The sequence below is a fragment of the Nocardia otitidiscaviarum NBRC 14405 genome (assembly GCF_000308635.1).
GTDB classification, from domain to species: Bacteria; Actinomycetota; Actinomycetes; order Mycobacteriales; family Mycobacteriaceae; genus Nocardia; species Nocardia otitidiscaviarum.
Window position 1 is genome coordinate 45,651 of record NZ_BAGD01000118.1, and the last position, 26,485, is coordinate 72,135.

25 protein-coding genes are annotated in these 26,485 nt (G+C 69.9%); 4 read left to right on the top strand and 21 right to left on the bottom strand.

The genetic code is table 11. The annotated features are described in order from the left end of the window. Position 1: 1 nt before the first annotated feature. From ON31_RS26855 to hemL, 3 genes are all read right to left on the bottom strand, one after another. Entirely contained in the window at positions 2 to 580 is a 579-nt protein-coding gene (locus ON31_RS26855) for a TlpA disulfide reductase family protein (RefSeq protein WP_370450351.1), read from the bottom strand. 140 nt (positions 581 to 720) lie between these two features. Continuing rightward, a complete protein-coding gene (locus ON31_RS26860) occupies positions 721 to 1,398 on the bottom strand; it encodes a histidine phosphatase family protein (protein ID WP_370450442.1) in 678 nt (225 codons plus the stop codon). A 254-nt stretch (positions 1,399 to 1,652) separates the two neighbouring features. After that, entirely contained in the window at positions 1,653 to 2,987 is a 1,335-nt protein-coding gene (gene hemL, locus ON31_RS26865) for a glutamate-1-semialdehyde 2,1-aminomutase (protein WP_039817571.1), read from the bottom strand. Between the two features lie 152 nt (positions 2,988 to 3,139). On the opposite strand from hemL, the gene ON31_RS26870 reads away from it, so the two are divergent. Beyond that, the gene (locus tag ON31_RS26870; RefSeq protein WP_039817572.1) at positions 3,140 to 3,526 is read left to right on the top strand and encodes a hypothetical protein; all 387 of its coding nucleotides are present in this window, start codon (positions 3,140 to 3,142) and stop codon (positions 3,524 to 3,526) included. 160 nt (positions 3,527 to 3,686) lie between these two features. On the opposite strand, the gene ON31_RS26875 is transcribed toward ON31_RS26870, so the two are convergent. From ON31_RS26875 to hemB, 4 genes are all read right to left on the bottom strand, one after another. Next, positions 3,687 to 3,929 carry a hypothetical protein gene (locus ON31_RS26875; RefSeq protein ID WP_039817573.1) on the bottom strand — a complete coding sequence of 81 codons (243 nt, stop codon included), beginning with the start codon at positions 3,927 to 3,929 and terminating at the stop codon, positions 3,687 to 3,689. After that, complete coding sequence (gene mce1N / locus ON31_RS26880; RefSeq protein WP_228811442.1) at positions 3,929 to 4,480, bottom strand: transport-regulating membrane protein Mce1N; 552 nt, start codon at positions 4,478 to 4,480, stop codon at positions 3,929 to 3,931. Before mce1N ends, ON31_RS26875 begins: the two co-directional genes overlap by 1 nt. A 274-nt stretch (positions 4,481 to 4,754) precedes the next feature. Next, entirely contained in the window at positions 4,755 to 5,264 is a 510-nt protein-coding gene (locus ON31_RS26885; RefSeq protein WP_029926063.1) for a hypothetical protein, read from the bottom strand. Further along, positions 5,261 to 6,238, bottom strand: a complete 978-nt coding sequence (gene hemB, locus ON31_RS26890) for a porphobilinogen synthase (protein WP_039817574.1) — start codon at positions 6,236 to 6,238, stop codon at positions 5,261 to 5,263. The genes ON31_RS26885 and hemB overlap by 4 nt, the downstream gene beginning before the upstream one ends. A gap of 170 nt (positions 6,239 to 6,408) precedes the next feature. Here hemB and ON31_RS34915 point away from each other — a divergent pair, with 170 nt between their 5' ends. After that, on the top strand, positions 6,409 to 7,074 hold the full coding sequence (locus ON31_RS34915; protein WP_051037788.1) for an RNA polymerase sigma factor: 666 nt from the start codon (positions 6,409 to 6,411) through the stop codon (positions 7,072 to 7,074). Positions 7,075 to 7,235: 161 nt separating this feature from the next. Here ON31_RS34915 and ON31_RS26900 read toward each other — a convergent pair whose 3' ends face one another. Continuing rightward, a complete protein-coding gene (locus ON31_RS26900; RefSeq protein ID WP_039817576.1) occupies positions 7,236 to 7,604 on the bottom strand; it encodes an ArsR/SmtB family transcription factor in 369 nt (122 codons plus the stop codon). Between the two features lie 109 nt (positions 7,605 to 7,713). After that, positions 7,714 to 11,925 (bottom strand): serine protease, encoded by a 4,212-nt coding sequence (locus tag ON31_RS26905; protein ID WP_169335041.1) that lies wholly within the window; start codon positions 11,923 to 11,925, stop codon positions 7,714 to 7,716. A gap of 156 nt (positions 11,926 to 12,081) precedes the next feature. Between ON31_RS26905 and ON31_RS26910 the strand changes: the two genes are divergently transcribed. Next, a complete protein-coding gene (locus ON31_RS26910; RefSeq protein WP_039817611.1) occupies positions 12,082 to 12,387 on the top strand; it encodes a hypothetical protein in 306 nt (101 codons plus the stop codon). A gap of 645 nt (positions 12,388 to 13,032) precedes the next feature. Here ON31_RS26910 and ON31_RS26915 read toward each other — a convergent pair. From ON31_RS26915 to ON31_RS26935, 5 genes are all read right to left on the bottom strand, one after another. Beyond that, entirely contained in the window at positions 13,033 to 14,598 is a 1,566-nt protein-coding gene (locus ON31_RS26915) for a bifunctional uroporphyrinogen-III C-methyltransferase/uroporphyrinogen-III synthase (RefSeq protein WP_039817578.1), read from the bottom strand. Between the two features lie 73 nt (positions 14,599 to 14,671). After that, positions 14,672 to 15,694 carry a hydroxymethylbilane synthase gene (hemC, locus tag ON31_RS26920; protein ID WP_051037794.1) on the bottom strand — a complete coding sequence of 341 codons (1,023 nt, stop codon included), beginning with the start codon at positions 15,692 to 15,694 and terminating at the stop codon, positions 14,672 to 14,674. 8 nt (positions 15,695 to 15,702) lie between these two features. Then, positions 15,703 to 17,151 carry a glutamyl-tRNA reductase gene (locus ON31_RS26925; protein WP_039817580.1) on the bottom strand — a complete coding sequence of 483 codons (1,449 nt, stop codon included), beginning with the start codon at positions 17,149 to 17,151 and terminating at the stop codon, positions 15,703 to 15,705. Then, complete coding sequence (locus tag ON31_RS26930) at positions 17,148 to 18,005, bottom strand: redox-sensing transcriptional repressor Rex (protein ID WP_029926077.1); 858 nt, start codon at positions 18,003 to 18,005, stop codon at positions 17,148 to 17,150. The genes ON31_RS26925 and ON31_RS26930 overlap by 4 nt, the downstream gene beginning before the upstream one ends. 310 nt (positions 18,006 to 18,315) lie before the next feature. Next, positions 18,316 to 18,576 (bottom strand): glutaredoxin family protein, encoded by a 261-nt coding sequence (locus tag ON31_RS26935; RefSeq protein WP_039817581.1) that lies wholly within the window; start codon positions 18,574 to 18,576, stop codon positions 18,316 to 18,318. Between the two features lie 171 nt (positions 18,577 to 18,747). Between ON31_RS26935 and ON31_RS26940 the strand changes: the two genes are divergently transcribed. After that, complete coding sequence (locus ON31_RS26940; RefSeq protein ID WP_051037795.1) at positions 18,748 to 19,671, top strand: HAD family hydrolase; 924 nt, start codon at positions 18,748 to 18,750, stop codon at positions 19,669 to 19,671. 248 nt (positions 19,672 to 19,919) lie between these two features. On the opposite strand, the gene ON31_RS26945 is transcribed toward ON31_RS26940, so the two are convergent. The 7 genes from ON31_RS26945 to ON31_RS26970 all read right to left on the bottom strand — a co-directional run bounded on the left by ON31_RS26945 (position 19,920) and on the right by ON31_RS26970 (position 26,463). Further along, complete coding sequence (locus tag ON31_RS26945) at positions 19,920 to 20,933, bottom strand: lysophospholipid acyltransferase family protein (RefSeq protein ID WP_039817582.1); 1,014 nt, start codon at positions 20,931 to 20,933, stop codon at positions 19,920 to 19,922. After that, the gene (locus ON31_RS26950) at positions 20,930 to 21,961 is read right to left on the bottom strand and encodes an NAD-dependent epimerase/dehydratase family protein (RefSeq protein ID WP_085996493.1); all 1,032 of its coding nucleotides are present in this window, start codon (positions 21,959 to 21,961) and stop codon (positions 20,930 to 20,932) included. Before ON31_RS26950 ends, ON31_RS26945 begins: the two co-directional genes overlap by 4 nt. Before the next feature lie 211 nt (positions 21,962 to 22,172). After that, a complete protein-coding gene (locus ON31_RS35890) occupies positions 22,173 to 22,274 on the bottom strand; it encodes a 30S ribosomal protein bS22 (RefSeq protein WP_003402602.1) in 102 nt (33 codons plus the stop codon). Positions 22,275 to 22,460: 186 nt separating this feature from the next. After that, positions 22,461 to 22,700: a helix-turn-helix domain-containing protein gene (locus tag ON31_RS26955; RefSeq protein WP_081592759.1), complete on the bottom strand. Its 240-nt coding sequence runs from the start codon at positions 22,698 to 22,700 to the stop codon at positions 22,461 to 22,463. Between the two features lie 534 nt (positions 22,701 to 23,234). Beyond that, on the bottom strand, positions 23,235 to 24,053 hold the full coding sequence (proC, locus tag ON31_RS26960; protein WP_039817586.1) for a pyrroline-5-carboxylate reductase: 819 nt from the start codon (positions 24,051 to 24,053) through the stop codon (positions 23,235 to 23,237). Positions 24,054 to 24,265: 212 nt separating this feature from the next. Beyond that, positions 24,266 to 25,165 (bottom strand): thioesterase family protein, encoded by a 900-nt coding sequence (locus ON31_RS26965; RefSeq protein ID WP_081592753.1) that lies wholly within the window; start codon positions 25,163 to 25,165, stop codon positions 24,266 to 24,268. A 365-nt stretch (positions 25,166 to 25,530) separates the two neighbouring features. Then, positions 25,531 to 26,463: a sugar phosphate isomerase/epimerase family protein gene (locus ON31_RS26970; protein ID WP_306306430.1), complete on the bottom strand. Its 933-nt coding sequence runs from the start codon at positions 26,461 to 26,463 to the stop codon at positions 25,531 to 25,533. Positions 26,464 to 26,485: the final 22 nt, after the last annotated feature.

The window sequence follows — 26,485 nt, forward strand, 5'->3', positions numbered from 1 at the left end:
TTCACGACCGGCCCTCGGCGGCGATGCGCTCGACGACCGGCTGGAGATCCTCGGCGAGCAGCGACCGCAGGAAGACCGCGGCGACGCGATGCTGGCGATCCAGAATGAGCGTGGTGGGAATGACGCTGGTGGGGAATTTGCCGCCGAGCGCGAGCAGGGTGCGCATGGACGGGTCGTAGATCGACGGGTAGCCGACGTTGTAGTCGGTGACGAAATCCCGCGCCTTGTCCTTCTGGTTGTCGCGCACATTGATGCCGAGGAAGGCGACCCCGGAATCCCTGGTGGCCTCGTAGACCTGTTCCAGCGCGGGAGCCTCGGCGCGGCACGGACCGCACCACTGGCCCCAGATATTGAGCACCACGACCTGATCGGGGAAATCGCTCACCGCGGTGGTCTTGCCGTCGGTCATGAGATCCGGCCCGGACAGTGTGCCGATGGTGCCGCGGCTCGACGGCGGATCGTAGAAGATATCGGTCTCGCCGCCCGGTGACACGAAATCGAAGGTGCCGCCCTGGGCCACCGCGTCCTTACCCGCCGTCGAACAGCCCGCGAGCGCGGCGACCAGGCATACGCTCGCCAACAGGATCGAGAGAACGCGCCGGGGCGGGGTGCGCCGGAGCGGCCCGCCCGAGCGGAGGGCGCGGATCCCGCGGTGGCCCCCCGGCACGGATGGTCGCCCCGCGTTCGCACGCGGGGCCTGCTGCTCTCGGCGCTGCTCGGTCATGCCCCGGTCACCGTCGGATCGGTGGCCCCGGCGGGCTCGGAGTAGACGATGTCGATGAGGGTGTCGCCCTGATAGACCAGCGAGGTGAGCGACGCCAGCGAGCACTGGCGGCGGCGCGGATCGTGCCACAGGCGCTGGCCCTGCAGGAAGCGGCGCAGCGTCCACACCGGGAGCTGATGTGACACCAGCACCGCCTCGCGGCCCGCCGCCTCGACCCGGGCCTTGTTGACCGCGGCCAGCATGCGGTGCGCGATCTGGAGGTACGGCTCGCCCCAGGAGGGGGTGAACGGGTCGCGCAGTTTCAACCAGTGCCGGGGCTTGCGCAGCGCGCCGTCGCGGGCGGCGACGCGCAGACCCTCGAAGGTGTTCCCGGCCTCGATCAGATTGTCGTCGGTGCGGATGAGCAGCCCGTGCTGGGTGGCGATGGGGTCCGCGGTCTCCTGCGCGCGCTGCAGCGGCGAGGCCACCACCAGCGCGATGTCGTGGTCGCGCAGCGAACGCGCCACGGCCTGCGCCTGCGCCTGACCCGTCACCGACAGCCCGAAGCCGGACAGGCGGCCGTACAGGATGCCCTTGGGGTTGTGCACCTCACCGTGCCGCAGCACGTGCACGATGGTCTCGACATCGCTGGCCACCTCGCCCGGGAGGACGATATCGCCGGTGGCGACGGAGATCTCATCGCCGTCCGGCGCGCTCGCCGCCGCGGCGCTGTCGGCATCCGCGCCGGGCACCGCAGCATCCGCGGCGTCAGAGGCGTCCGGAGTACTCGAAACCTCCGAGGTATCCGAGGCGGTGCTCGCCTCGGCCGAGCGGGCCGCTGCGGAGTCACTCTCCGCTTGGCGCAGGGAGTTCAGCAGGCGGGCGGCGTCGGTGGTGGAGACGGGCTGTGGGGTGGGGGCCGGCAGACCGGTGTCGGAATGGTCGGAGCTCACGCGGATCCTTCGGGGGTGGCGGCGGCCGCGGCGGAGGCGGCGGCGGGCAGGGCGGCAGCGATACGGTCGAATGCGTCCTCGTCGAGCGCCGCGGAGACGAACCATGCCTCGAACGCGCTCGGCGGCGCGTACACACCGTGGTCGAGCAGCGCATGGAAGAACGCCGGGAAGCGCCAGGTTTCGCTGGCCTTGGCGGTGGCGTAGTCGGTGATCGGGGTGTCGGCGAAGAACACGCTCACCATATTGCCCGCGAATTGCACCTGATGGCCGACACCGGCGGCGGTGAGCGCCGCGGTGAGCAGTCCGCCGAGGCGTTGCGCGTTCTTGTCCAGCGTGGCGTACACCGATTCGTCGGCGGCGCGCAGCGTGGCCAGACCGGCGGCGACCGCGACCGGATTCCCGGACAGCGTGCCCGCCTGATACACCGGGCCCAGCGGCGCGAGGTGGTTCATGATCTCGGCGCGACCGCCGAACGCCGCGGCGGGCAGCCCGCCGCTCATCACCTTGCCGAAGGTGTAGAGGTCACCCGCGACGCCGTCGATGCCGTACCAGCCGGAGTGGCTCACCCGGAAGCCGGTCATCACCTCGTCCATGATGAGCAGCGCGCCGTGCTCGGTGGTGAGCCGCCGCAGTCCGGCGTTGAAGCCGGGCAGCGGCGCGACCGCGCCCATATTGCCCGCGGCGGCCTCGGTGATGACGCAGGCGATCTCACCCGGATGGGCGGCGAAGGCGGCGGCGACGGCCTCCAGGTCGTTGTACGGCAGCACGATGGTGTCGGCCGCCTGCGCCCCGGTGACGCCCGGTGAGGTGGGCAGGCCCAGCGTGGCGACGCCCGAACCGGCGTCGGCGAGCAGCGCGTCCACATGTCCGTGGTAGCAGCCGGAGAATTTGATGATCTTGGAGCGCCCGGTGAATCCGCGCGCCAGCCGCACCGCGCTCATGGTCGCCTCGGTGCCGGAGTTCACCAGCCGCACCCGCTCCACCGGGGCGACCCGCGCCGCGATGGCCTCGGCCAGTTCGATCTCGGCCTCGGTGGGCGCGCCGAACGACAGGCCACCGGTGGCGGCGCGGCGCACCGCCTCGACCACGTCCGGGTGCGCGTGCCCGAGAATCATGGGCCCCCATGAGCACACCAGATCCACGTAGTCGTTACCGTCGGCGTCGGTCAGCGTGCAGCCGCGCGCCGAGGCGATGAACCGGGGTGTTCCCCCGACGGAATTGAAGGCTCGCACCGGCGAGTTCACGCCGCCCGGGATCACCTCGGCGGCGCGTGCGAAGAGTTGGGCGGAGACCGGCACCGATGCCTGGCTCAGACGCGGAGAAGAACTCACGGCTTCCAGTGTCGCAGCCGCCCGATCCAGCGTCGACGACAGGGTGTAGTGGGGTGGTCCAACGCACACGGCGCGTCATTCATTCGCTGTGTAGTTGCTGGTGCGTAATCTCGAGCACCAGGGCATATTCGGACTATCGGGAGGAAAATTTCATGCGGATCGCACTCTTCGGCGCGGGACTGTTCGCCGCCGTGGCGGGACTGGCGCTCGGGGCGGGACAGGCCAGCGCGGGAGTGCCGATCGTCCAACCGGATCAGGGCCGGATCGGAATGCACCTGTCGCACGAGGAGACCGCGATGGTGGCGTCCGGACCGCTGCCCGCCGTGGTCAGCATGTTCGTGCCACTGAACCGGATGGGTGCGGGACTGCATCCGGAGACCCGGATCTACCGGGACGACAACGGCGGCGTGCACGCCTCGCTGCGGCAGGTGCTGATGGAGGCCGCGCAGCATCCCGACGGCTCGGTCGTGGTGTTCCTGAACGCACCCGGCACCCGCGGCGGACGGGTGCTGGACGTGTACCAGAACTGGACCCGATAGGTCGTCAGGACAGCGGCAGCCCCAGGCAGAACGCCGCCCACCCGGTGCTGAGCAGGCAGTTCAGTTGCACCGGTAGCAAATCCAGCCAGGAGAACACGGGTATGAGCGTCATATTCGGAGATTGTCCGCCCCGCGGGCGTTCAATCGGTGCGATGGCGCGTCAGTGTCCGGCGGTTGTCCGCCGCGTGCGCGCCACGGCATCGATGAGCAGCAGCCCGCCGACCGCCACGGCCACCGCCGCCAGCAGCAGCCACGGGCCCGCGTAGCGCACCGCCTCGAAGCCCGGCATATCGCCATTGGGCGCATACCAGCTGGTCTGAACACCTCGCCGCCAACTCCACACCGCCGTCACCCCGCACAGCGGCACCAGAAGAAATTCGGCGAGCACGGCGAGCCACCGCATCAGCGCGCCCCCTTCTCCTCGTCCCGTTCCTCGATATCCCTGCCCACGGCATCCCGGTCCTCCAGCTCCGGCAGCCGTTCCAGCGCGGCGGTGAGTTCGGCGCGCAGCGTGCGGTGATCGCGCGCCCACGCCTGCACCAGCCCGCCGTCGCGCAACTTCAGTCCGATGCCGCCGCGCCGCCGCGGCACCCCGGTGAGTTCCCCGAGCGCCCTGGCCGACTGCCAGTCCTCATCATCCCAGGACTCCTCGTCGACCTCCGGCAGCACGGCCGCGATATTCCGCAGCGGCAGCAGTTCGGTGCCCTGACGCAGGTGGGTGTCGGTGAGTTCGACACTGATGTGCCGTCGCCCGGCGACCACCTGCAGCCAGACGAATCCGCCCAGCAGCGCCGCGCAGAACGCCAGCCCGAACCAGTGGATCGCGCCGCCGCGCACCACTTCCAGCACCAGAATGAGACCGCAGAGGGCGGGACCGTAGGCGATGGTCCGCCAGCGCGCACCCGGCTCGGCGAACAGCACCGGAGGCGCGGGGGCCGCTGGCGCGTCGGTCATGGGCCCGGCGTCTCGGTCATGGGGGTCAGCCGACGAGCCCCGGAATCAACAGCACGGCGAGGGTGAGCAGTCCGAACAGAATCAACAGACTCAGCACCAGCAGATCTCGCCGAAGGCTGTGCGGCTGCTGAATCACCACTCGCATCATTGCCTCCGAACCACCGGAGCCGAGCGCACCATTGCCCAACGGATGATGCCCGACTTCCGGTTCCCAATTTCCCTGTGACTGTCCTCACCATACCGTGCCTACCCGCCGGTACAAACTCCGGTGCGCTCACCGCGGTCCGGGACGGAAGTACGCGTCGGATTCCGCGCGGTAGCAGAGGAATACGGCCCCGGCGGCCAGCACCGCCTGCACGACGGACGCGCCACCGGCCACCAGACCCGCGATCCCACCCGTGCCCGGACCGAACAGAGCACCCAGTCCGCCCACCACCAGGAAGACCCCGAGCACCATGAGAACCGTTCGCGCCCAAGACTTTCCGCGCCCCAACTGATACACCACCGCCGCGCCGGCGCCCAGCAGCGCCAACCACAGCACGGCCATGATGACAAGTACCACCATCACCATGAGTTCGACCTGCGCCAGGGTGGCCGTCGGCTGATCGGCCCGCACCTGATCGAAGAACTCCTCGGCCAAGTCCTTGCGCTGCCCGAATTGCGTGAGCACGGTGGCGATCACCTGCACCACGCCCACGGCCAACGCGGCCCACCAGAGCTGGGTGGCGGTGCGGACATCCTCGGGAACGGGCCGTGGGCCCGTCGGTGGAGCGATTCGATTCACGACAACCAGTGCGCTGCCTCGGTCGCCCAGTAGGTGAGCACGATATCCGCGCCCGCCCGCCGAATTCCGGTGAGCGACTCCAGAATCGCGCCGCGCCGGTCGATCCAGCCGTTCTGCGCGGCGGCGGTGATCATGGCGTACTCACCGGAGATCTGATAGGCGGCCACCGGCACTGTGGACCGGTCGGCGACCTCGCGCAGGATGTCCAGATACGACATGGCGGGTTTCACCATGACGATATCCGCGCCCTCGGCCAGATCCAGATCCAGTTCGCGAATGGCCTCGCGGCGGTTGGCCGGATCCTGCTGATAGGTGCGGCGGTCGCCCTGCAGCGACGAACCGACCGCCTCGCGGAACGGGCCGTAGAAGGCCGAGGCGTACTTGGCGGCGTAGGCCAGGATGCCGGTGTCGATATGTCCGGCCGCGTCCAGCCCGGCGCGGATGGCGGCCACCTGGCCGTCCATCATGCCGCTGGTGCCGAGCAGGTCGGCCCCGGTCTCGGCCTGCGCCAGGGCCATATCGATATAGCGGTCGAGGGTGGCGTCGTTGTCGACCGCGCCGTCGTGGCTCAGCACACCGCAGTGGCCGTGATCGGTGAACTCGTCCAGGCAGGTGTCGGCCATGACCACCGTGGAGCCGCCGACCTCCTGCACCAGCGCCCGCAGCCCGCGGTTGAGAATGCCGTCGGGGTCGCTGGCGCCGCTGCCGGCCGCGTCCTTGTCCTCCGGCTTCGGCACGCCGAACAGCATCAGCCCGCCCACGCCCGCGGTGACCGCCTCGACGGCGGCCTTGCGCAGCGAATCCATGGAGTGCTGGTACACGCCCGGCATGGAGGAGATCTCGCGCGGTTCGTCGATCCCGTCGGCGACGAACATGGGCAGAACCAAATGCCGTGGCTCGACGGTGGTTTCGGCGACGAGCCGACGCAGTGCAGGAGTACGGCGCAACCGCCGTGGGCGGTCCAATCCGGTCATAGGGCGATGATATGCCCCCGGAGCGAACGGGTTGCGGGACGGTCCGCTCCCGCCCTGGGAATCCGCTTGACCTGCGAATACACCCGGGCCTATCGGTACTGCGCCGGTCAACGGGAGGGTTGGTGCCGTAAGGTGCACAGCGCGGTGTCGGTGGCTGGCGCGAGGTGGGAATGGACGCGAATCGGGAATCTGCGGCATTCGACGCGGAGCTCGCCGAACTGCTGGGCGAACTGCTGCGGGAATGCGCGTACGAACCCCTGCTGCTGATCTCCAGCCCGTATGCCGGAAGTGCGCTGGTGCGCATCGCCCGGGACGGCGCACCGGCACCGAGCCGGTTCGACGAACTACTGGTGGAGGTCTACGAGACCGAACGGCACCGGCTCATCGGCTGGACCGTCACCCAGGTGCCCAATCGCAGCGACGCCGAGGACATCGTGCAGACCGCGCTGGTGCGCACCTACGCCGCACGGCCGGATGTGCGCGACACCGCGGCCATGCGCGGCTACCTGTGGCGGGTCACCGGCAACCTGATCAAGGACGGCTGGAAGCGCACCGCCGTCGACCGCGCCCACCTCGACCCCGATGGCCAGGACCGCATCGTCACCCTCGCCGACCGGGCCGGAATCGCCTTCGACGAACAGATCTCGCTGCGGCACGCCCTCATCACCGCCCTCGAACAACTGCCGCCGCGCGAACGCGAGGCCGTGGTGCTGCACACCTACGCGGGCAACACCTACGTGCAGACCGCGGCCATGATGGGCCTGGCGGCGGGCACGGTCAAGGCGTACGTGGCGGGCGCGCTCGCGAAGGTCCGCGCGCAATTGCAGGCGGCCTGAGCGAGCGCTCACATCCCGGCCGAAGCCGGAGCGCGTGCGGCACGACAACCTGGGGGGCTCCCGCTCGGCAGCGTGAGCCCGGCTCCGTCCCGGCGGTGCGGGCGAGCCTGGCGCGGTGAGGCGCATCGGATGTGCGGTGTGATGCGGTGGTGGTTGGAGTCTCACCGCGGTCGGTCGCCGAGGTGAGCGGTGGCGTGGGCCAACTCGGAGCGGTGGCGGTTGTGCGTGATCGCCGCCTTCGGGTCGAGCGTGCGTGGGGTCGGATCGGTTGCGGGGCGGGGTGGGGATTCGAGGCCGAGCAGGGCCGCGCCGAGCGGGGTGAGCCGGTGCCGCACCTGGTTTCGGGTGCGGGTGCTGGTGATCAGGCCCGCGCCGCGCAGGACGGCGGCGTGCTCGCTGGCCGAGGACGGGGAGATTCCGAGCCGCAGGGCGAGTTCGGTGGTGCTGCCGCCGTCGGCGACGGCCTCCAGCACCGCCGCCCGGGTCGCACCGAGCAGTGCGGACAGATCTCTGCTGAGCAGCTTGCGCATCGTGCCTCCTGGTCGTGCGGCCGGGCGCGCCATACCCCTCGCAGGGCACGCACCGGCCGTATGGAGTACGACCGCGCGGCGGGCGAAAAGGTTGGGTACGAATTCCGGATCATCCACCGCACGGGGGCGTGGCATCCGCGCCCGGTGGCAGCAGTTCTCGCTCCGCCTCGGTGAAGGCGCGGTCGTTGACCGCGCACAAGCGGTCCAGGATGTTTTCCCGGTCCAGATTCAGGCTCAGCAGGCCGTGGTCGGTGATGAAGTGGATGTCGGTGCCGGTGCGCGCCATCCACAACCGCAGCGCGGTGGCGGGTAGCTGGGTGTTCACCAGGGTTCCGCGCTCGGCGTCGAGGACGTGGAACTTGGCCGACACCCATCCGGTGACGATGAGATCATCGGGGGTGAGTTCGACCAGCGGAGCCCACGGAATCGCGACGGGGGCGGCCATGATCCGCCCGGTCGCCAGATCCCAGCGCTCCACCCGCCGCACCTCCGTCCACACATAGGCGATCGGGAGATCGACAGTCTTGGCGAGGGTGTCGATCCACCCCGTGTCCGATCCCGTCAGCTCACGTATCCGGCGGCCCGCCACGCTGTCCCAGATCACCAGCCCACGCCGGGTGAAGATCATCAGATCGCCCACCGCCGTCCCGTTGCGCAGGGCCGTGGCCCGCTCCGCGATATCGGCGAAGTCCGCACTGCCACGCCACACCTGCTGGGGTCCCCCGAGCGCGGCTCCGGTGCCCACCCGCCAGCGGCTCACATAGCCGGCGTGCAGCACCGCCACCTCGTCCGCGTGCGACGCCACCAGGGCGACCGGCACCCGGCGGGCGTGCGGACCGGCGTATTCCAGCGGCACCGGCAGTTCCAGGCGGGCGACCGGGCGCAGCTCCGGAATCGAATACACCAGCAGCTCATGCGAATCCAAGCCCAGCACCAGGTAGGCCCCGTCCGCGGTGACGGTCATGTCGCGCATCCGCGCGGCGTCGCGGCCGTCGAGCGTCAGCGTGGTCGGCGGCCGCACTATCGGCAGCACCTCCCGCAGGTCCACCCGGGCGGCGTCGGCGTGGAATTCGGCGACGAAGCGGCCGTCGGCACTCCAGTGCATGAGGGTCGGATCCGCACCGAATTCGGCGCTGGAGCCGACCGCGGCGGCGGGCGCGTGCCTGGTCAGGTCATCGGCGCCGACCACGAACAGCTCCGGCCCGGCCGCGCCGGGCCGCACCAGGAACGACGGCCTGCCGGTGCTCTGATAGCGCGCCTGCACCTTGTACGTCTGCCGCGTGACCAGATCCACCAGGTGCACCAGTTGGAAGGCCGCGCTTTCGGGGGCGAAGGCAGCGACCAGGTAGCGCCCGGTCTCATCGCGTTCGATCACCGCGCCGGGCGGGACTGCGGCACAGCCGGAACCCACCCCGTACACGCGCGGGCCGGTGGGCTCGGGCACCGTGATCTCGCCCAGGCGGCCGTCACCGCAGTCGGTGACCGTGCCCTGGGCCGGATCGGTGGGCCGCAGCGCGGTGCCGTCCGCGGCGCGCAGCCGGTACCGCTGGTCGCCGCGTTCGTCGACGGCCAGGAACCAGCTTCGTCCGGACGAATCCACATGCACCGGAATCGATTCCGAAGGCACCTCGGCGGTGTAGGAGGCCAGCGGTATCGGGTCCGGCCCGGTGGTGTCGAAGGTCGTCACGGTGTCGGGGTCGCCCACGTCCGCGGCCAGCCGCTTGCCGTGGTCGACGGGGACCGGGGATCGGCGCGGGTCGCGGGAGACCACCAATCGCGTTCCGTCGGCGGAGAACATCGCGCTGATAGCGGTGACGGCCGGAGCGACCGGGCCGTCGGCCAGCACCTCGAACGGCCCCGCCCGCCGGTCCACATCCCACAGCCGAACGCCGCCAACGGTATTCACGGTCGCCAGCCGACTGCCGTCGGCACTGAGCACCAGCGAGACGACATCGCGCACGGGCAGCCGCCATGGCTCACTGCCACCGTCCAACAGGTCGCGCCAGACCGCGACGGTACCGTCGCCGTCACCGATCGCGACCACGGCGGCGGTGCGGTCGGCGGCCACCAGCCGCACGTCCTCACCGAGGCCGGTGCGCACCGAAACCGCCGAGGCCAGCCGCAACTGCTGGGTGAGCAGCGCCGCCTCCACCGTATGGTCACCGGGCGCGAGCCGGGCCGCGGCCTGGGCGAACTGCAAGGCGAGATTCGGCCGCGACTGCGCCAGTTGCAGCGACCGTTCGGCCAGGGCGACGCCCGCCAGTGAACGCAGGGCCTGCTCGCGCTGTTCACCGGTGCGGTACGCCACCGCCGCGGCGCCCGCCGCCACCAGGGCCAGCACCGCCAGCACGGCGGTGAGCACCCGCCAGCGCGCCACCTCGCGCCGCCGCACCCGGATACCGGCGGATACGTACTCGCGCAGTGGATCCGCGATGTCGTCGGGTCGGCGGCTCAGCCATTCCTCCGCGTCCTGGAGGGCGCCGCCGCGCGGCAGTTCGCCGTCGTCGCGGCCGTGCGCCACCCAGGTGCGGCGGGCGCGCTCGGTGCGCTGCTGCCATTCCAGGAAGTCGCGGTCGGACTCCAGCCATGCGCGCAGCCGGGGCCAGTTGCCGATGAGCGACTGGTGGGCGAGTTCCACCACGTCGGCGTCGTCCGTGCCGCGACCGGTGACCACCAGCCGTTCCCGCGCCAATCGTCCTGCCACCGAGCGCAATTCGGGCACGTCGCGCATGGAGACCGGCACCCGGACGAAGCCGTCGCCGCGCGGCGCGGCCAGCATGGTCAGCAGTCGACGGGCCGCACGACGGTCGGCCGCAGCGGTGAACTGGCCGAACACCCGCTCGGCGCGGCGGGCGATGGAGGCGGCGGCGCGGCCGACGGCCTCGTAGTCGGTGAGGGTGAGGCGGCCGCCGCGACGCTGCTCCCACAGTTCGGTCAGCACCGATTCCAGCAGTGGCAGTCCACCGGGTTCGCCGACGGTGTCGTCGACGAGGCGTTCCACCAGGTCGTCGTCGAGATCCACGCCGGGAGCATGGGCGGCGGGGCCCCGAATGGCCTGACGCAGCTGCTCGCGGCCCATGGGTGCGAGGGCGATGGTGGCGCGGTCCAGGGCGTGGCCGAGGTCGCCGGCGGTCAGCGCTTCCAGCACATCCCAGCTCAGGGTGAGCAGCAACCGTACGGACGGATCCGCGGCGCGCCCCAGGAGGTCGCCCAGCTGTTCCCGGGCGCGGGCGGGGTCGGTCGCCACCAACTCCTCGAACTGGTCCGCCACCAGCACCGTCGACGCTTCGGCACCGTCGCCGGTTCCGACGGCCGGGCTGCGAGCAGCACGCGGTGCCGGGCCGATCGCGAACTCGGCTGCCGCCCGCGACGCCGCAGACTCGACCGCCTCCCGCGACACTTCGATCTCCGCTACCACCTGCGACGCTTCATGCTCGACTGCTGTCAGCGACACTTCGGGCTCGGCTGCCGTCCAGGATGTTTCAGCACTCAGGTACACGACCCGCACACCCTCGGCGCGCAGGCGCGGCACCACGCCCGCGCGCACCAGGGACGATTTGCCGATTCCGGAGCGGCCGACGACCGCCACCACGGACAGCTCAGCCAATGCCGCCAGCACGCGGTCGATATCCGGACCGCGCCCGTAGAACAGGTGGGAGTCGTTCTCGCCGAAAGGTTCCAGACCGCGATACGGGTTCGGCAGCGAATCCGGGTCGAGACCGAGCACCTCGTTCACCGGGATCATGAACGCGGTGCGGGTCAGGCGACGGCGGTCGGCGGCCACGGCCATCCCCACCACGGCCTCACTGCCCGCATCCCAGACCGGTGCACCGCTGAAACCACCGGTGAGCGGCTGCGCACCGTCGGCGGCGTGCAGTTGCAGCCAGCCGGAGCCCTGGGGGGCGCGGAACTCGCCCCACGCCCAGACGCCGTCGATGAGTTCCGTGGGGAAGCCGATCGCTCGGAATTCGCGGCCCCACGGGCGATCCGCGCGCCACAGCGGCGGCGGGGCGAGATCGGCGTGGGGCACGTCGTCGAGTTCGAGGACGGCGATATCGCCGCGGCCGTCCGTACGCACCGGATCCCAGCTGTGCACGCGTGCGGTGGCCCGCGGTGCGCCGTCGAGCAACGGGAAGTCCAGGGCTACAACGGCTGTCGCGATGTCGGCGGCCGGACCGACGGCGGCCGTCACCACGTGGGCGCAGGTGGCGACGCGACCGGGGCCGATCACGAAGCCGGTGCCGACGGCGGCGCCGTCCCCATCCAGCACCCGTACCACCGCGGCACCCACCCGCCCGGCGCCGGGAAACACGGCAGACATAGCTGACAGCTTGGCAGGCCGTGCGAGAAATCGCGACCGGGGTGCGGCCGCACCACCCATGGTGAGCAGCGGATTTTGTCGTAGGTTGCCGGTACAATCGAATATGTGTTCGAGGGATCGCATCGGGCGGCCCCGATCGCGACGAGAGGATCGACCGTGCTCGCTGCCATCGCCACCCTGCCCACCGCAACCGTCCCGAAGAAGGGGGACCCCATCGCCCAGCCTTGGCGGCCGCTCGTCAAACAGCCGCTCCCCGCCGGGCGCCCCCGCTCCTGGTACATCGCCCACAACCGCCGCCTCAAGGCCATGCGCCTGGCCATCGCCCTGCTCGACGCGGGCGCCTTCACCCCCGACCAGGTGACCGACGAGAAGATCCACCACACCGCCGAGGTGATCGGCGTCCATCCCCCGTCTCCCACCACCTGCCGCATGGTCCGCCGCCTCATGCAAGCCCGCCGCTGAACCACACCGGCGGCGATCGGCGCTGGCAATGGGGGTGCGCCACCCGCCGCCGACCCCAGCCGGTATCCCGCACCGCGCCATTCCGGTGCGGGGTACCGGCGCACCCCCCGACACCGCATACACCCAGACCGACTTCGAGGACTGCGGCCAAGTTGCGGGCGGCAAGGACGACTCCGCTGAATGGCACCAGCCCCGGCGCACGACCTCGCCACCCAACAGCTCGGTCCCACAGCAGTGGCTGCCGGTGCCGATTGACCGTTCCGACGGCTACCACGGCCCAGCACCCACGCATACGGCGTTGCGGGAATCTGAACAGTGCGAGCCGCAGGATCCTCTGTGCGGTGCGGTGATCAGCAACCACAGGGCTGGCCGCACGACCCGGCGATCACGACGGGACCACGTCCCTGCGATCACGACGAGGCGGCGCGCCCAGCGGTTGCGACGAGGCGGCACCTGCCCTAGGAGTGGAAAGGGCTTCGATGAACTGCGGCAGTCGGTTTCGATCGAACCGAGTCGGCCGCCGCGGCCCGGCCCGGATTCGGCCTCGGAGAGAGATGAGGACTCCGGGGTCACCCGGGACCGGGAAAGCAACGGGCCCCGCACGTTTCGAGTGCGGGGCCCGTTGGCGTCGAAGATCGCGGCCGGTTACCGGCTGCTGCGGCGGCTCTTCTTCCGCGGCGGCGGGAGCAGACCTTCCGCGCGCAGGTGGGCGGCGTGCTCGGCGAGCGCCTCGACGAGCGGGCCGACCTGCGCCACATCCGGCTGCACGTCCACGCGCAGGCCGAATTCGATAGCGGTCTCGGCGGTTTTGGGGCCGATGCACGCGACGATGGTGCGCGCGTGCGGCTTACCGGCGATGCCGACCAGATTCCGCACGGTGGAGGACGAGGTGAACAGCACCGCGTCGAAACCGCCGGTCTTGATCATCTCGCGGGTCTCCGCGGGCGGCGGCGAGGCGCGCACGGTGCGGTAGGCGGTCACATCGTCGATCTCCCAGCCGCGGTCGCGCAGCCCCTCGGCGAGGGTCTCGGTGGCGATATCCGCACGCGGCAGCAGCACCCGATTGACCGGATCGAAAACGTCGTCGTAGGGCGGGAAGTCGGCCAGCAGCCCCTCGGAGGACTGCTCCCCCGACGGCACCAGCTCGGGATTGATGCCGAACGAGCGCACCTTCTCCGCGGTGGCCTCGCCCACGCAGGCGATCTTCACACCGGAGAACGCGCGGGCGTCGAGCCCGAACTCGCCGAACTTCTCCCACACCGCGCGCACGGCATTGGTGGAGGTGAACACCACCCACTGGTAGCGCCCGTCCACCAGGCCCTTCACCGCGCGCTCCATCTGTGCGGGCGAGCGCGGCGGCTCCACCGCGATGGTGGGTACCTCCATCGGAATGGCACCGTGCATGACGAGCTTCTCGCTCATCTCACCGGCCTGCTCCTTGGTGCGCGGCACCAGCACGGTCCAGCCGTACAGCGCCCGCGACTCCCACCACGACATCTTGGAGCGCTTCTCGACCTCCTTGCCGACCGTCACCACGAGCGGGCCGACCAGTTCGGAAGCGGCGTTGTTGAGCGTCGCCAGCGTGGCCTCGATGGTGCGCTGCTGGCGGGTGGTGCCGCGCACGGTCACCGCCACCGGGGTCTGCGGGGCGAGCCCGTGCTCCACCAGCGCGCTCGCGGTCTCGGCCAGATGCCCAGAGGTCGCGTGCAGCACCAGCGGACCCGGCGCGGCCGCGACGGCCGCCCAGTCCACCTCGCCGCGCACATCCACCTCGGTGTGGCTGGAGCCCAGCGCGATACCCGCGTACGCGGGCACGGTCGCACCCGACGGCAGTCCGGGCAGCACCTCGAACACCATGTGCGAGCGGGTGACCGAGTTGACCTCCTGGATCACCGAATCGGTGGTCAGCGGGTCACCGGAGACCAGGCGCACCACATCGTGCCCGGCCCGCGCCTCGGAGATCAGGGTCTTGGCCACCTCGGTCGGGTCGCCGAGCGCCGGGCGCACGTCGACGGGACGCTCCCCGTCGGGGCCCGCCTCGACCGCGGTGCCGATCAGCGCCAACACGCCCTTGTCGACATCGGGGTCGGTGAACGCCAGCGTCGCTCGCCCGAGCACCTCGCGGGCCCGGACGGTGAGCAGCGCCGGATCACCCGGGCCGGACCCCACGAATAGGATCCGTCCGGGGTGCTTCTTGGCGGCCCGGCTCATGCCCGCACCTCGCCGGCGCTCGATACGGTCACGGCCGACGGCCCTGTGCTCATGATTCCTTCGCTGCGCTCAGTCATGGGTTGTTCTCCATCGGGCTGGGATTGCTGTCAACGGCAGCGCCTACCGAGGGGGCGCTGAGCAGGTCGCGCGCCCCCAGCTCCAAGAGCTCACGCGCCAATGAACGGCCCAGCTCAGCGGCATTCGCGAGCGAGCCGACCACAGACGCCCGGATCACGTCCGAGCCGTCGATCGCCGCCGCGCCACCGCGCAGCGACAACTCCTCCACCACCCGGCCGTCGTCGTCGAGCGATTCGACGACCTCGGCCAGTGCACCCACCGGAGCGGTGCAACCGGCCTCGAGTTCGGCCAGCAGCGCACGCTCGGCGGCCACCGCGGCACGGGTGCCGGGGTCGTCGAGCGCGGACAGGATGGTCGCGAGTTCGGTGTCCTCGGCGCGACACTCGACCGCCAGCGCACCCTGTGCGGGGGCGGGCAGCATCTGCACCGGTTCCAGGCTTTCGGTGATGACGTCGGTGCGGCCGATGCGGACCAGTCCGGCCCGGGCCACCACCACGGCGTCGAGTTCACCCTCGGCCACCTTGCGCATGCGGGTGTCGAGGTTGCCGCGCAGCGGCACCACCTCGATACCCAGTCCGAGCGCGCGCAGCTGGGCGGCGCGGCGCGGGGCGGAGGTGCCGATGACCGAACCGGCGGGCAGCTCACCGAGGACGAGGCCGTCGCGCGCCACCAGGGCGTCGCGCGGATCCTCGCGCGGCGGTACGGCCGCGATGGTGAAGCGCTCGTCCGGCGCGGTCGGCAGGTCCTTGTAGGAGTGCACCGCGATATCGACGGTCTGCGCGGCCAACTCCTCGCGCAGGGCGGCGGTGAACACGCCGACGCCGATCTTCTCGACCGGATCCGACGACTTGTCGCCCGCGGTCTTCACGATCACCAGTTCGGCGTGCTGGCCCGCCGCGATCAGGGTGTCGCGCACGGTGCCCGCCTGGGTCAGCGCCAGCTGGCTGCCGCGGGTACCGATGCGCCACGGTGATTCGATCGTGCCGCGCGCCCTCGTGTCCTGATCTCCGTGCACCATCGCTCCGGTCATGAGTTCGGCCCCTGTTCGTCCCCGAGATGTGCGGCGGTGAAATCGTCGGCGAGCTCCCCCAGCGCCGCGATCTCCATGGGTGCGGCGACCGCCTGTGCCGCACCGGGTTTCAGTTCGAACAGCTCACGCAGTGCTTCGGCGTAGCTGTCGCCTCCCGGTGTGGAGGCCAGCTGCTTGACCCGCACCGTCGGCGCGTGCAGCAGTTTGTCGACGACGCGGCGCACGGTGCGCGCCACCTCCTCGCGATCGTCGGCGGCCAGGCTCGGCAGCCGCGAATCCAGGCGCAGCAGTTCGGCTTCGACCACCTCGGCCGCGCGCTGGCGCAGCGCGGCCACGGTCGGGGTGACCTCGGCCATGCGCTGTCCGGCAAGGTATTTCGCGAGTTCGTCGGCGACGATGCCACGCGCGGCGACGGTGTCGTCGGCGGCGGCCCCGGCCGACGGGTCGCGCTGCAGCGTCTCCATGTCGATGACGGTGACGCCCGGCAGCCCGGCCACGGCGTGCTCCACATCGCGCGGCAGGCCCAGATCGCAGATCACCAGATGCTGATGCGGACGACCGGCCAGGGCGCGGTGCACGTCGGCGAGGGTCACCACCGCGCCGACCGCGCCGGTACAGGTGACCACCAGATCGGCCGCCGCCATGGCCTCGACCATGCGCGACATCTCCATGGCGTCGGCGGTCACGCCGTGCATATCGGTGGCGGTGCGCGCCAGGCGCTGCGCCCGCTCCAGGGTCCGGTTCACCACGATGATGCGCCCGACCCCGGCCCGCGCCAGCTGCGCCACCGCGAGTCCGCCCATGGCGCCCGCGCCGAGCACCAGCGCGGTGCGGCCGATGAGCGCCGAGTCGTAGGGCGCCACCGCGTTCTCGCTGACGCTGGCGGCGGCCTCGCGGCTCAGCTCCGCCGCGCCGAGCACCGCGCGGGCCCGATCCAGGGCCACCGACACCACCGACGCGCCCGCGCGATCGATACCGGTCTCCGAATGCACCCGCTTGCCCACGCGCAGCGCGTGCTGCGCCAGCTCGTGCAGGGTGCGTCCGGCGGCCTGCTGCGCGTCGGAGGCGGCGTAGGCGGCGCGGATCTGGCTGAGCACCTGCTGTTCGCCGACCACCATGGAGTCCAGGCCGGAGGCGACCGCGAACAGGTGCTCGGCGGCGGCCTCGGCGTAGCGCACGTAGGCGTGCTTGGTGAGTTCGGGCAGCGGTAGTCCGGAGTGCCTGGTGAGCATGTCGCTGATCTCGCCGAGCCCGCCGTGGAAGGCGTCGACCACCGCGTAGATCTCCACCCGGTTGCAGGTGGACACGATCATGGCCTCCGAGACGTGGCTGGAGGCGAGCATCCTGTCGGTCAGCTTGGGGCGGTCGTCCTCGGTGATCGCGACCTTCTCCAGCACCGCGACCGGCGCGCTCCGATGTGAAATACCGACGAGCAGCACACTCATGGCGTGACCACCGATCCCTTGGTTGGCTCCATTGCCGCATGAGAAGTCTGAATCGGCGTCACCCGCCGCGTGCCGCGTTCGGCGGTGTGCACGGTGCGCTCCAGCGCCGCGTCGGCCGCCGCGCGCACGGTATCCGCGCCCACCGTCTCCCCGGCCGCCACCTCGGATTCGGCGGCCTCGAGCTCGGCGTTGCGGGCGCGTTCGAAGGACAGCAACTGCATTTCGACCGCCAGGTCGACCCGCCGCACCTCCACGGCGTCGGGTGCGTCCAGCGCGACCGGGGAAAAGCTGAGAATGCTCTGCATACCGGCCTCGACCAGAAGGTCGCAGACCCCCTGCGCGGCCGCGTCGGGCACCGTGATGACCGCGATGGTCGGTTCCAGCAGGCCGATGGCCCGGGGCAGTTCGGCCACATCGCGGATCGGCAGGCCGCTCACGGTGGTGCCGATGACCGCCGGATCGTTATCGAAGATGCCGACCATGGAGAAACCACGCCGCCGGAAACCGCCGTAGCCGATCAGCGCGCGGCCCAGGTTGCCCGCGCCCACCAGCACCACGCGGTGGCCCTCGGACAGGCCCAGCACGTCCTCGATGCGGTCGCGCAGCTTGATCACGTCGTAGCCGACCCCGCGCACGCCGTTGGGTCCGAGGAACGAAAGATCCTTGCGCAGTTTGGCGGAACCGACACCCGCCGCGACAGCCAGTTCCTCACTCGATACGATGGCCGTACCTTCGTCGGCGAGAACGGCGAGCACCCGGAGATACGTGGCGAGCCGCGCTACCGTGGCTTGCGGTATGTCCTTCTGCAGAGCCCTGCCGGAGACGCCACCGGGCGTCTCATGCTGCTCTGTCACGTCGCTTGCGCTCCTCGTCCGGCCGGGGGTGGGTGTCCGGGTTTCGTGCTGTCGACCCGACGCCGGGGCGACCGTCGCGAGGCGGTCGCGTTGCAGGTCGTGTCGGGTTCTAGGGGCTGCTACCACTGCCCCCGAGAGACCCTCGAGGCGGGTTGCGTGCCACCACCGTAACCGCTTGTGCAGCCCTTCACAAAGTCGGTGAATTCAGTCACTTTGTGCCAGGCTCCGGCCCCGTGGGTCATTCAACCCCTATCGTGCGGACACCGCTACGGGACGCGCCGGAAATCTCCCCCGGCGTCCACGCCGCGTTTCACCGGGCGAGATCGGCCCGCAGTCGCGGCTCGTCCACATCGAAATAGCTGTGTTCCCGCCCGTCCAGCAGGACCACCGGCAGCCGGTCGCCGTATTCGGCGCGCAATCCCGGATCGGTGGCCGCGGCCTCGTCCACATCCACGGTGGCGGGTTCGATGCCGAATTCCGCGCAGACGACGCGCAATTGTTCGAGCGCGATGGTGCACAGGTGGCACCCGGCGCGGGTCAGCAGGGTCACCTGCGGGGTGGGATCGCTCATAGCGTCATTCAACACTTGTCGATCGCCGTCTACGTTCCGGCCATCGGGCCGGGATACTGTGGACGTGTTCACGTGAACCCCGCGGAGGTACTGGTGCCGGAACGATCGAAAGAGGCGAGGACGAGTTTCATCGCGGGACGATTCGGTGAATTTCCCACCCGCTGGGGTGGCCTGCAGGACCAGTTCACCCGGATCGCCCGCAGCCCGTTCGGCCCGACGGAGGAGGAGGTCCGCGCCAACCTGGCGGGTGAGGCCAGTGCCGAGGCCGCGTTAGCCCTGCACGAGGCCGAGGAGCCGGTCGCCGAATCGGTGCCACGCGATCTCACCGCGGCGGCGTTCTTCGATGTCGACAACACCATGGTGCAGGGCGCGTCCATCGTGCATTTCGCGCGCGGGCTGGCGGCGCGCAAGTACTTCAAGACCTCGGATCTGGTGGATATCGCCTGGAAGCAGGTGAAATTCCGGGTCAGCGGCAAGGAGAGCAGCGCCGATATGGCCAGCGGCAAGGAGAAGGCGCTGGCCTTCATCGCCGGACGCTCCACCGCCGAACTGGCCGAACTGGGTGAGGAGATCTACGACGAGATCATCGCCGACAAGATCTGGCCGGGCACCCGCGCGCTGGCGCAGATGCATCTCGATGCCGGTCAGCAGGTGTGGCTGGTCACCGCGACGCCGGTGGAGCTGGCGCAGGTCATCGCCAAGCGACTAGGTCTCACGGGTGCGCTGGGTACGGTCGCGGAGAGCCGCGACGGCGTGTTCACCGGCCGCCTGGTGGGCGACATCCTGCACGGACTCGGCAAGGCGCACGCGGTGCGCACCCTGGCGATCCGCGAGGGCCTGAACCTGAAGCGCTGCACAGCCTACTCCGACAGTCACAACGACGTGCCGATGCTCTCGCTGGTGGGCACGTCGGTGGCGATCAATCCGGATTCGGATCTGCGCGAGGTGGCGAAGAATCGCGGGTGGGAGATTCGCGACTTCCGCACCGGGCGCAAGGCCGCGAAGGTGGGCGTGCCGACCGCCCTGGCACTGGGTGCCGCGGGCGGTGCGGCCGCCGCGGTCCTCACGCGCAAGCGCGAGGCCAAAGCGGGTTGATCAGTGGTCATCCTTGGGGAAACCACCCACGAAGAGGATGGCGATGAGCACGGCGCTGACGATCGAGATGATCGGGATGATCCACATAGGCATGTCCGCAGACTACAGCGTGTAGTAGATCACACTACGGGCCGTCGTAGACAAAGTGGCGGGAAACACACTGGCAGCGGCAGCTCATACCCCCAGGTAGCCGAATGGCCCCCCTCCGCCAGGACCGGGGCCATTCACATGTCACACCTGGATCCGCCTCAACCGGTGAACGGGTTGCGGCGCTTGGTGAGCAGCTTGTACAGCGTCTGCTGGATGTTCTCGCGCACCTGATCGGTGATCTCGAACATGGTCATCGGATCGTCCGCGTCGGCCGGTTCGTACCCGCTCGTGGAGATGGGCGCACCGAACTCGATATGCCACTTGGACGGCAGCGGCAGCGCACCCAGCGGCCCCAGATGCGGGAACAGCGGCGTCACCGGGAAGTACGGGACGCCGAGCAGACGCGCCAACGGCTTGATATCCGCGAGCTTCGGATAGATCTCCTCCGAACCCACGATCGAGCACGGAATGATCGGCACCCCGGTCTTCACCGCCGCCGAGACGAAACCGCCGCGCCCGAACCGCTGCAACTTGTACCGCTCCGAGTACGGCTTGCCGATCCCCTTGTACCCCTCGGGGAACACACCCGCGATTTCCCCTGCGCGCAACAGCCTTTCGGCATCCGCCGGGCAGGCCAGGGTATGTCCGGCCTTGCGTGCCAGCCCGCCGACGAGCGGCAGCTCGAACACGAGATCCGCCGCCAGCAGCCGCAGCGCCCGCTGCTTGGGGTGCCGGTCGTGCACGGCCAGCTGGAGTATGAGCCCATCCAACGGAACCGTGCCCGCGTGGTTGGCGACCACCAGCGCACCACCGGACTCTGGGAGATTCTCGATGCCGCTGACCTCCACCCGGAACCACAGCTCCGACAGCGGCCGCAGCGCCGGGAGGATCACCGATTCGAGCAGGTGCTCGTCCAAACCGAATTCGTCGACCTGATAGTCGCCGGTGAGCCGACGCCGCGCGAAATCGGCGGTGGTGCGGACCCCGTCGGCGACGGCTCCGCGAATCAGCTCCCCCAGCGATTTCGGCTGCCGCGCTTCGGCTTCGGCGAGCCGATCGGTCAACGAGGTGACCGGGCTCAGCGTGCGCTCACCCGGCCACTGACGCGACGGACGGTGCCGCGCCTCGAAATCCACATCGTGAAGTCGAATCACCTTCGCTACGTCGTTCATTGGTGTGCTCCCGTCCCGGCCCCGAGCAGGCCGAGAAGTTTGTTCTCCGCGGCGTCGATCCAGCGGGGATCGATTACGGGCCGCAACGCTGCGCCCCCTATGTAGTCGTCGAAAGCCTGCACCGTGGTCCAGCGCGGCTCGAAACCCAGTTCGGTACGCATCCGGGTGGTGTCCAGCCCGCAGCCGAAATGGAAGTAGTCGATCTGTTCGGCAGTGAATTCCCGCATTACCGGTCCCATGATGCTGCGACCGAAGGTGCGGAAAGCCAGGAAGGGAACCGGCAATTCGATCCGGCCCGCGCGGCGGATGGCCTGTGACAATGCCATCGCACCGTCACCCGCGACATTGAAGGTGCCGCCCGGCGCGCCCATGGCCGCATGGGTGAGCGCCGCGATGGCGTCCTCCTCGTGCAGCAGTTGCAGCCGCGGATCGCGCCCCAGGATGGTGGGCGTGACCGGCGAACGGAAATACTGCACCCCGCGACTGGCCAACTGCGGTCCCACGATCGGTGAGAAGCGCAGAATCGCCGCCGAGATATCGGGACGCCGCCGTGCGAGCCCGCGCACGAATCCCTCCACCTCGATCATGTCGCGCGCGAACCAGCCGCGCGGTGGGGTGCGCGCACTCATCTCCTCGGTGAACCGCACCGGATCCTTCGCGCTACAGCCGTACACGGCCGACGAGGACCGGACGACCACGCGACGCACGTGCTCGGACTTCTGACAGACCGCGAACAGCTGCATCGCGCCCAGGGCGTTGATATCCTTCATGGCCGCGCGACCGCCACCCGAGGGTGGCCGGGACAGCGCCGCCGGGTGGATCACCGTATCCACCTGATTTCCATCGATCACCTTGCGTATCAACGGATTTCGAATATCGGCCCGAACGAACTCGGCGCGGCCCATCCGGCGGAGCAACTCCCGGCTCGGCTGTTTCGCGTCGACGGCGATGATTCGTTCGATGGTTTCGTCGGCGGCCAGCCGGGCCACCACATTGCCACCGAAGAACCGGCTCGCACCGGTAACCATCACAACCCGGGGCACATGCCCGTCTCGGATGCTCGGCCCACCGGAACCCACTTGCAAGCCCCCATTTCTGTTTTTCCCGCGCTCCCAGGGTAGCCGCAGGACAGGGGGTCGCCGAAGAGTATTAACCAGGATCTAACGATGAGTTCGGTCACCCGACGAAAAAGCTGAAGCCCGTCGCGGCGGGCGACGGGCTTCAGCTACAGCTCAGCTCTTACTTGCCGAGTTTGCGCCGCTGCACACGGGTGCGACGAAGCAGCTTGCGGTGCTTCTTCTTCGACATGCGCTTGCGGCGCTTCTTGATCACAGAACCCATAGGGTTGTTCCTCGCGTTCTACTCGGGTCGTCAGCCCCGCGTCCGCGGGGTTCAACATTCCTGACCCTGCACAGTCCAAACCCGTAACGGGCCGACGAAGACCCGACGGCACCACCGGCACGTACAGGATGCCGGTCAATGCTACCGGGCCATCGTTCGGCGAACGAAACCGGTCGTCGACCGTGCCTACCCGGCGTCGAAGTACGACGTCTCCAGGTAGTCGTGCACGGCTTTGGCGTGCACCCGGAAGGATCTGCCGACCCGCACCGCGGGCAGCTCTCCCGAATGCACCAACCGGTACACCGTCATCTTGGAAACCCGCATCAGACTCGCCACTTCGGCGACCGTGAGGAACTGGGTTCCACCGCCGATGACGTTCCCTGCGTTTATTGGGCTGTTTCCGGACCTCGCTTGACTGTTTCCCATCATGCGCCACTGACCTCCGGCACGTCCGCGCCGCCGGCTTCCCCACCGGCGGAACAGACACGCACGTGCTCCTTGCAGCTTATCGTGACCAGTGGGATTGCTGCGACGGGTGTGAGAAATCCACCTTTGCTGGGGCGAGTCGGAGCCCGGCAGCAAACCAGCAACTGTGTCTAATTGCCCTCCGCTTCGCTCCGGGCGGGTTCGCGGCGCTGGAAGTCCCGGTTCTTCCCTCCCTCCGCTCCCCCGCTTCGCTCCTCCGCTCCGGTCAGTCCAGAACCGGGACGCGCCGCGAACCACACGGGGGCCGCTCAGCTCGTGGGAGCGGGTGGTCGGGCAGGTGTGCCGGGCTGCGAGTGCCGCTCCGATCAGAGCCGGGACGCGACGCGAACCGGACGGGCTGCTGAGCATGTGGGAGCGGTCGGTTTGCAGGGTGTGCCGGGCTGCGAAGCCACTCCGGAACGGTTCGCTCAGTGCGTGGGTATGGCCGTGGCGGGAGTGCCGCTCCGGGGGCGGGGCGGGGTTCGGTGGAGCGGTCTAGTCGGAGGTCACGCCCATCTCGGCGGAGCGGTCCTTGGCGGCGTGCAGGGCATCGTGGAAGACCGCGCGCACCGCGCCGCGTTCGAGTTCGCGGACGGCGGCGGCGGTGGTGCCCGCGGGGGAGGTGACGGCCGCCCGCAACTCGGCGGCAGACTGGCCGGACTCGTCCAGTAGGGCGGCCGCGCCGAGCATGGTCTGCACCACCAGTTGGGAGGCCACGTCGCGGGTGAGACCGAGGCCGATACCGGCGTCGATCATGGCCTCGACGATGAGGAAGAAGTAGGCCGGGCCGGAGCCCGAGACGGCGGTGACGGCATCCATCTGCGCCTCGGCGACGGTGACGACCTTGCCCACCGACTCCAGCATCTCGGTGACCATCCGCAGGTGTTCGGGGCGGGCGTAGCGGCCGGGGGCGATGGCGCTCATGCCCTGGCCGACGAGCATCGGCGTATTCGGCATGACGCGCACCACCGGAAACCCGGCGGGCAGCTTGGCCTCGAAGCGGCCGGTGGGGATACCGGCAGCCAGGGATACCAGCACCTGGTCGCGATCGTCGCCCAGCTCCGCCTTGCCGAGTTCGGTCAGCACGCCGTCCATATCGTGCGGCTTCACCGCGACCACGATCAGATCCGCGCCCACGACGGCATCGCTCACCGAATCGGTGACCCGCGACCCGAACCGCTGGGCCAGCACATCCGCGCGCGCCGGAACCGGCTCGACCACCACCAGATCCTTGCTCGCCCGCCCGGATTCGAGCAGGCCGGCGACCAACGCCTCCCCGATCCGGCCTCCACCGATCACCGCAATCCTCGTCATGAGTTCCAAGGCTAGCCGTACCGCCTCCCCGGGACTTCAGCGCACGGCCGAGTGCCGTTGACGGTCTCGCATGCGTGCCTGCGTCGGGTGCCGACCCGGTGTTGGACGTACCCGACGAGTTACCCCGGACCTCGCGAGATCAGTTGTCGCCTTCTCCGATACGTGGGGGTCCGCGGAGATTCGTCCCTGCTAGCGGGCGGACCAGCTTCGGCTCAGGGGTTCTGGGGAATCAAGGCGAGTTGGCGGCTCTGGGCGACGATCGCGCCGGTGGCGTCCAGGACGAGTTGGTCCTCGTCGAACATGCGGCCGCCGATCTCCTTGGCGGAGGCGATGATTCGGAGCCAGCCGGGGGTGGGGCGGCGGCGAAGGTAGGTGGTGAGCTGGACGGTGGGGGCCCAGCCGAAGTGGCCGCGGTTCATGGGGACCGGCGGGCTCATGTCGGCCGCCATCATGGCGAAGAAGGCGAAGACGTCGGCGTCGGCCTCGTCGGCGGCGAAGGGGCGGATCCACAGGCGCAGTTCGGGTTCGCCCTGCCCGCCGGTGAGGAAGGGCGCGGAGGTGCCGTCCAGGGCGACCTCGGAGCCCTGCGCCACATGGACGATCTTGCCCATGGGGTTGTCGTCGTCGTAGGCGAGCGCATCGGCCGACGGTGCGGCGGGCATGCCCTCGGACTTGTCGGGCGCGTACACCGGCTCGATGTCGTCGAGGTGACTGAACGTGAAGGCGGTGTGCACCAGGGTGCGGCCGCCCTGGATGAGGCCCACGTCGACCAGGCAGATCTGGCGGCCGAGCTTACGGGTGCGCACCTCGTATTCGACCTCGCCCGGATCGGGGGCGCCGAGGAAGTCGGAGCTGGCGGCGATCGGGAACATGGCGGCGCGCTCGGGTGCGGTCCGCCGCAGCCACGCCACCGCCGCCGCGGCACTACCCGCCACCATGGTGCCGCCGTGCAGCTTCGGCCCGATGGTCCAGATCGACTCGATAATGCCCGCGTAACGCCCGATCTCGGCGGATTCGGACGCCAACTCGGTCACCGCGCACACCCGGCTGAACGGCGCGTCACCCACACCGCTGCCGACCAGCCCTCGATCGACGGTCGACTCCACTGTCATCCGCTACTCCTCCTCACTAGGTTTGTACAGCGTACGACACTAGTGAACCGATCGGTCCTCCCGTGCTACGAATCACTTCCCCACCAACTGACCCACAACTCGGACCGGCCTGACCCCCACCGCCCCGGCCCCGAACTCGAGTGGTCCACGCCAGGGCTCGGCGAGTCCGCGACCACACCTCGCGATCCGCGCCGGATTCGGCCAATCCGCGTCTGTGTTCGGCGGTCCGCGCAGAACTCCGGGCAGTCCAAGCCCTACGCTCTGCCAAGTCCTGCGCCTGCGCTTGGGCAGTCTGCGCCCGGGGCGCAGGGTGGGCAAGCGCAGACACTCCGGGCAAGCACCCCACCGCCCCGGCAACCCAGCCCCTACCCGCGCCGAGCCCCGCTGGGCTCCGGCTGCTGCGCGTCCGCCCCGGCCCCGTTGAAATGCCGCCGCGCGAACGTGAGCGCGCGATGCAGCATCGCGGCCCGGTCGAAGGTGGTGCGCGCGTTCTGCGTATTGATCTCGATCACCACCTGGCCCCGGAACCCGCTGCCGGTCACCGCCGCGCCGAGTTCCACCAGCGGCTGCGAGCCTTCGCCCGGGATCAGGTGTTCGTCGTGCGCCGCGCCGCGCCCGTCGGCCAGGTGGATGTGGGTGAGTCCGGAGCCCATCCGCTCGGCCAGCGCCAGCGGATCCATGCCCGCGGTGGCCGTATGCGAGGTGTCGAGCGTGTAGTTCCGGAATCCGGTGTCGGTGGGGTCGTAGGACGGCGAGAAGGCGGTCAGCGACGGCCCCGGCCCGCCGCGCCGCTCCAACCGCCGGATGGACGCCTCACCCCGCGCGAACAAGGTGTCCGCCACCCGCATCGGGAACATGTTCTCCACCGCGACCGCAATCGGGCTGCTGTCCTCGAGTTCGAGGATCTGCTTGGCGAACCCCTCCGCGTACCGCCGCTGCCAGCGGAACGGCGGATGCACCACCACTGTCGCCGCCCCCAACGCTTCCGCGGTGTGCACGCTGCGGGTGAGTTTCGCGATCGGGTCCGACCCCCACACCCGTTGCGAGATCAGCAGACACGGCGCGTGCACGGCGAGCACCGGCACCTGATAGCGGTGCACCAGCGTCTGCACCGTGGAAATGCTCTGGCTGGCCGGTTCCGCCCACACCATGAGTTCCACGCCGTCGTAACCGAGTTCGGCCGCGTACCGAAATGCGGCCTCGGTGTTTTCGGGATACACCGAGGCGGTGGACAAGCCCACCCGGATATCCCTGTGCCCCCCGACGTTCTCGCGCACGACCCCCGGCGTCTGCCCGATATTCCCCACTGCCCGCTCCCTG

Coding starts and splice junctions, on each gene's coding strand:
- ON31_RS26870 (WP_039817572.1), top strand. CDS start 3,140: ATGCGGATCGCACTCTTCGGCGCGGGACTGTTCGCCGCCGTGGCGGGA.
- ON31_RS26875 (WP_039817573.1), bottom strand. CDS start 3,929: ATGCGGTGGCTCGCCGTGCTCGCCGAATTTCTTCTGGTGCCGCTGTGC.
- mce1N (WP_228811442.1), bottom strand. CDS start 4,480: ATGACCGACGCGCCAGCGGCCCCCGCGCCTCCGGTGCTGTTCGCCGAG.
- hemB (WP_039817574.1), bottom strand. CDS start 6,238: ATGACCGGATTGGACCGCCCACGGCGGTTGCGCCGTACTCCTGCACTG.
- ON31_RS34915 (WP_051037788.1), top strand. CDS start 6,409: ATGGACGCGAATCGGGAATCTGCGGCATTCGACGCGGAGCTCGCCGAA.
- ON31_RS26900 (WP_039817576.1), bottom strand. CDS start 7,604: ATGCGCAAGCTGCTCAGCAGAGATCTGTCCGCACTGCTCGGTGCGACC.
- ON31_RS26905 (WP_169335041.1), bottom strand. CDS start 11,925: ATGTCTGCCGTGTTTCCCGGCGCCGGGCGGGTGGGTGCCGCGGTGGTA.
- ON31_RS26915 (WP_039817578.1), bottom strand. CDS start 14,598: ATGAGCCGGGCCGCCAAGAAGCACCCCGGACGGATCCTATTCGTGGGG.
- hemC (WP_051037794.1), bottom strand. CDS start 15,694: ATGGTGCACGGAGATCAGGACACGAGGGCGCGCGGCACGATCGAATCA.
- ON31_RS26925 (WP_039817580.1), bottom strand. CDS start 17,151: ATGAGTGTGCTGCTCGTCGGTATTTCACATCGGAGCGCGCCGGTCGCG.
- ON31_RS26935 (WP_039817581.1), bottom strand. CDS start 18,576: ATGAGCGATCCCACCCCGCAGGTGACCCTGCTGACCCGCGCCGGGTGC.
- ON31_RS26945 (WP_039817582.1), bottom strand. CDS start 20,933: ATGAACGACGTAGCGAAGGTGATTCGACTTCACGATGTGGATTTCGAG.
- ON31_RS26950 (WP_085996493.1), bottom strand. CDS start 21,961: ATGGTTACCGGTGCGAGCCGGTTCTTCGGTGGCAATGTGGTGGCCCGG.
- ON31_RS35890 (WP_003402602.1), bottom strand. CDS start 22,274: ATGGGTTCTGTGATCAAGAAGCGCCGCAAGCGCATGTCGAAGAAGAAG.
- ON31_RS26955 (WP_081592759.1), bottom strand. CDS start 22,700: ATGGGAAACAGTCAAGCGAGGTCCGGAAACAGCCCAATAAACGCAGGG.
- proC (WP_039817586.1), bottom strand. CDS start 24,053: ATGACGAGGATTGCGGTGATCGGTGGAGGCCGGATCGGGGAGGCGTTG.
- ON31_RS26965 (WP_081592753.1), bottom strand. CDS start 25,165: ATGACAGTGGAGTCGACCGTCGATCGAGGGCTGGTCGGCAGCGGTGTG.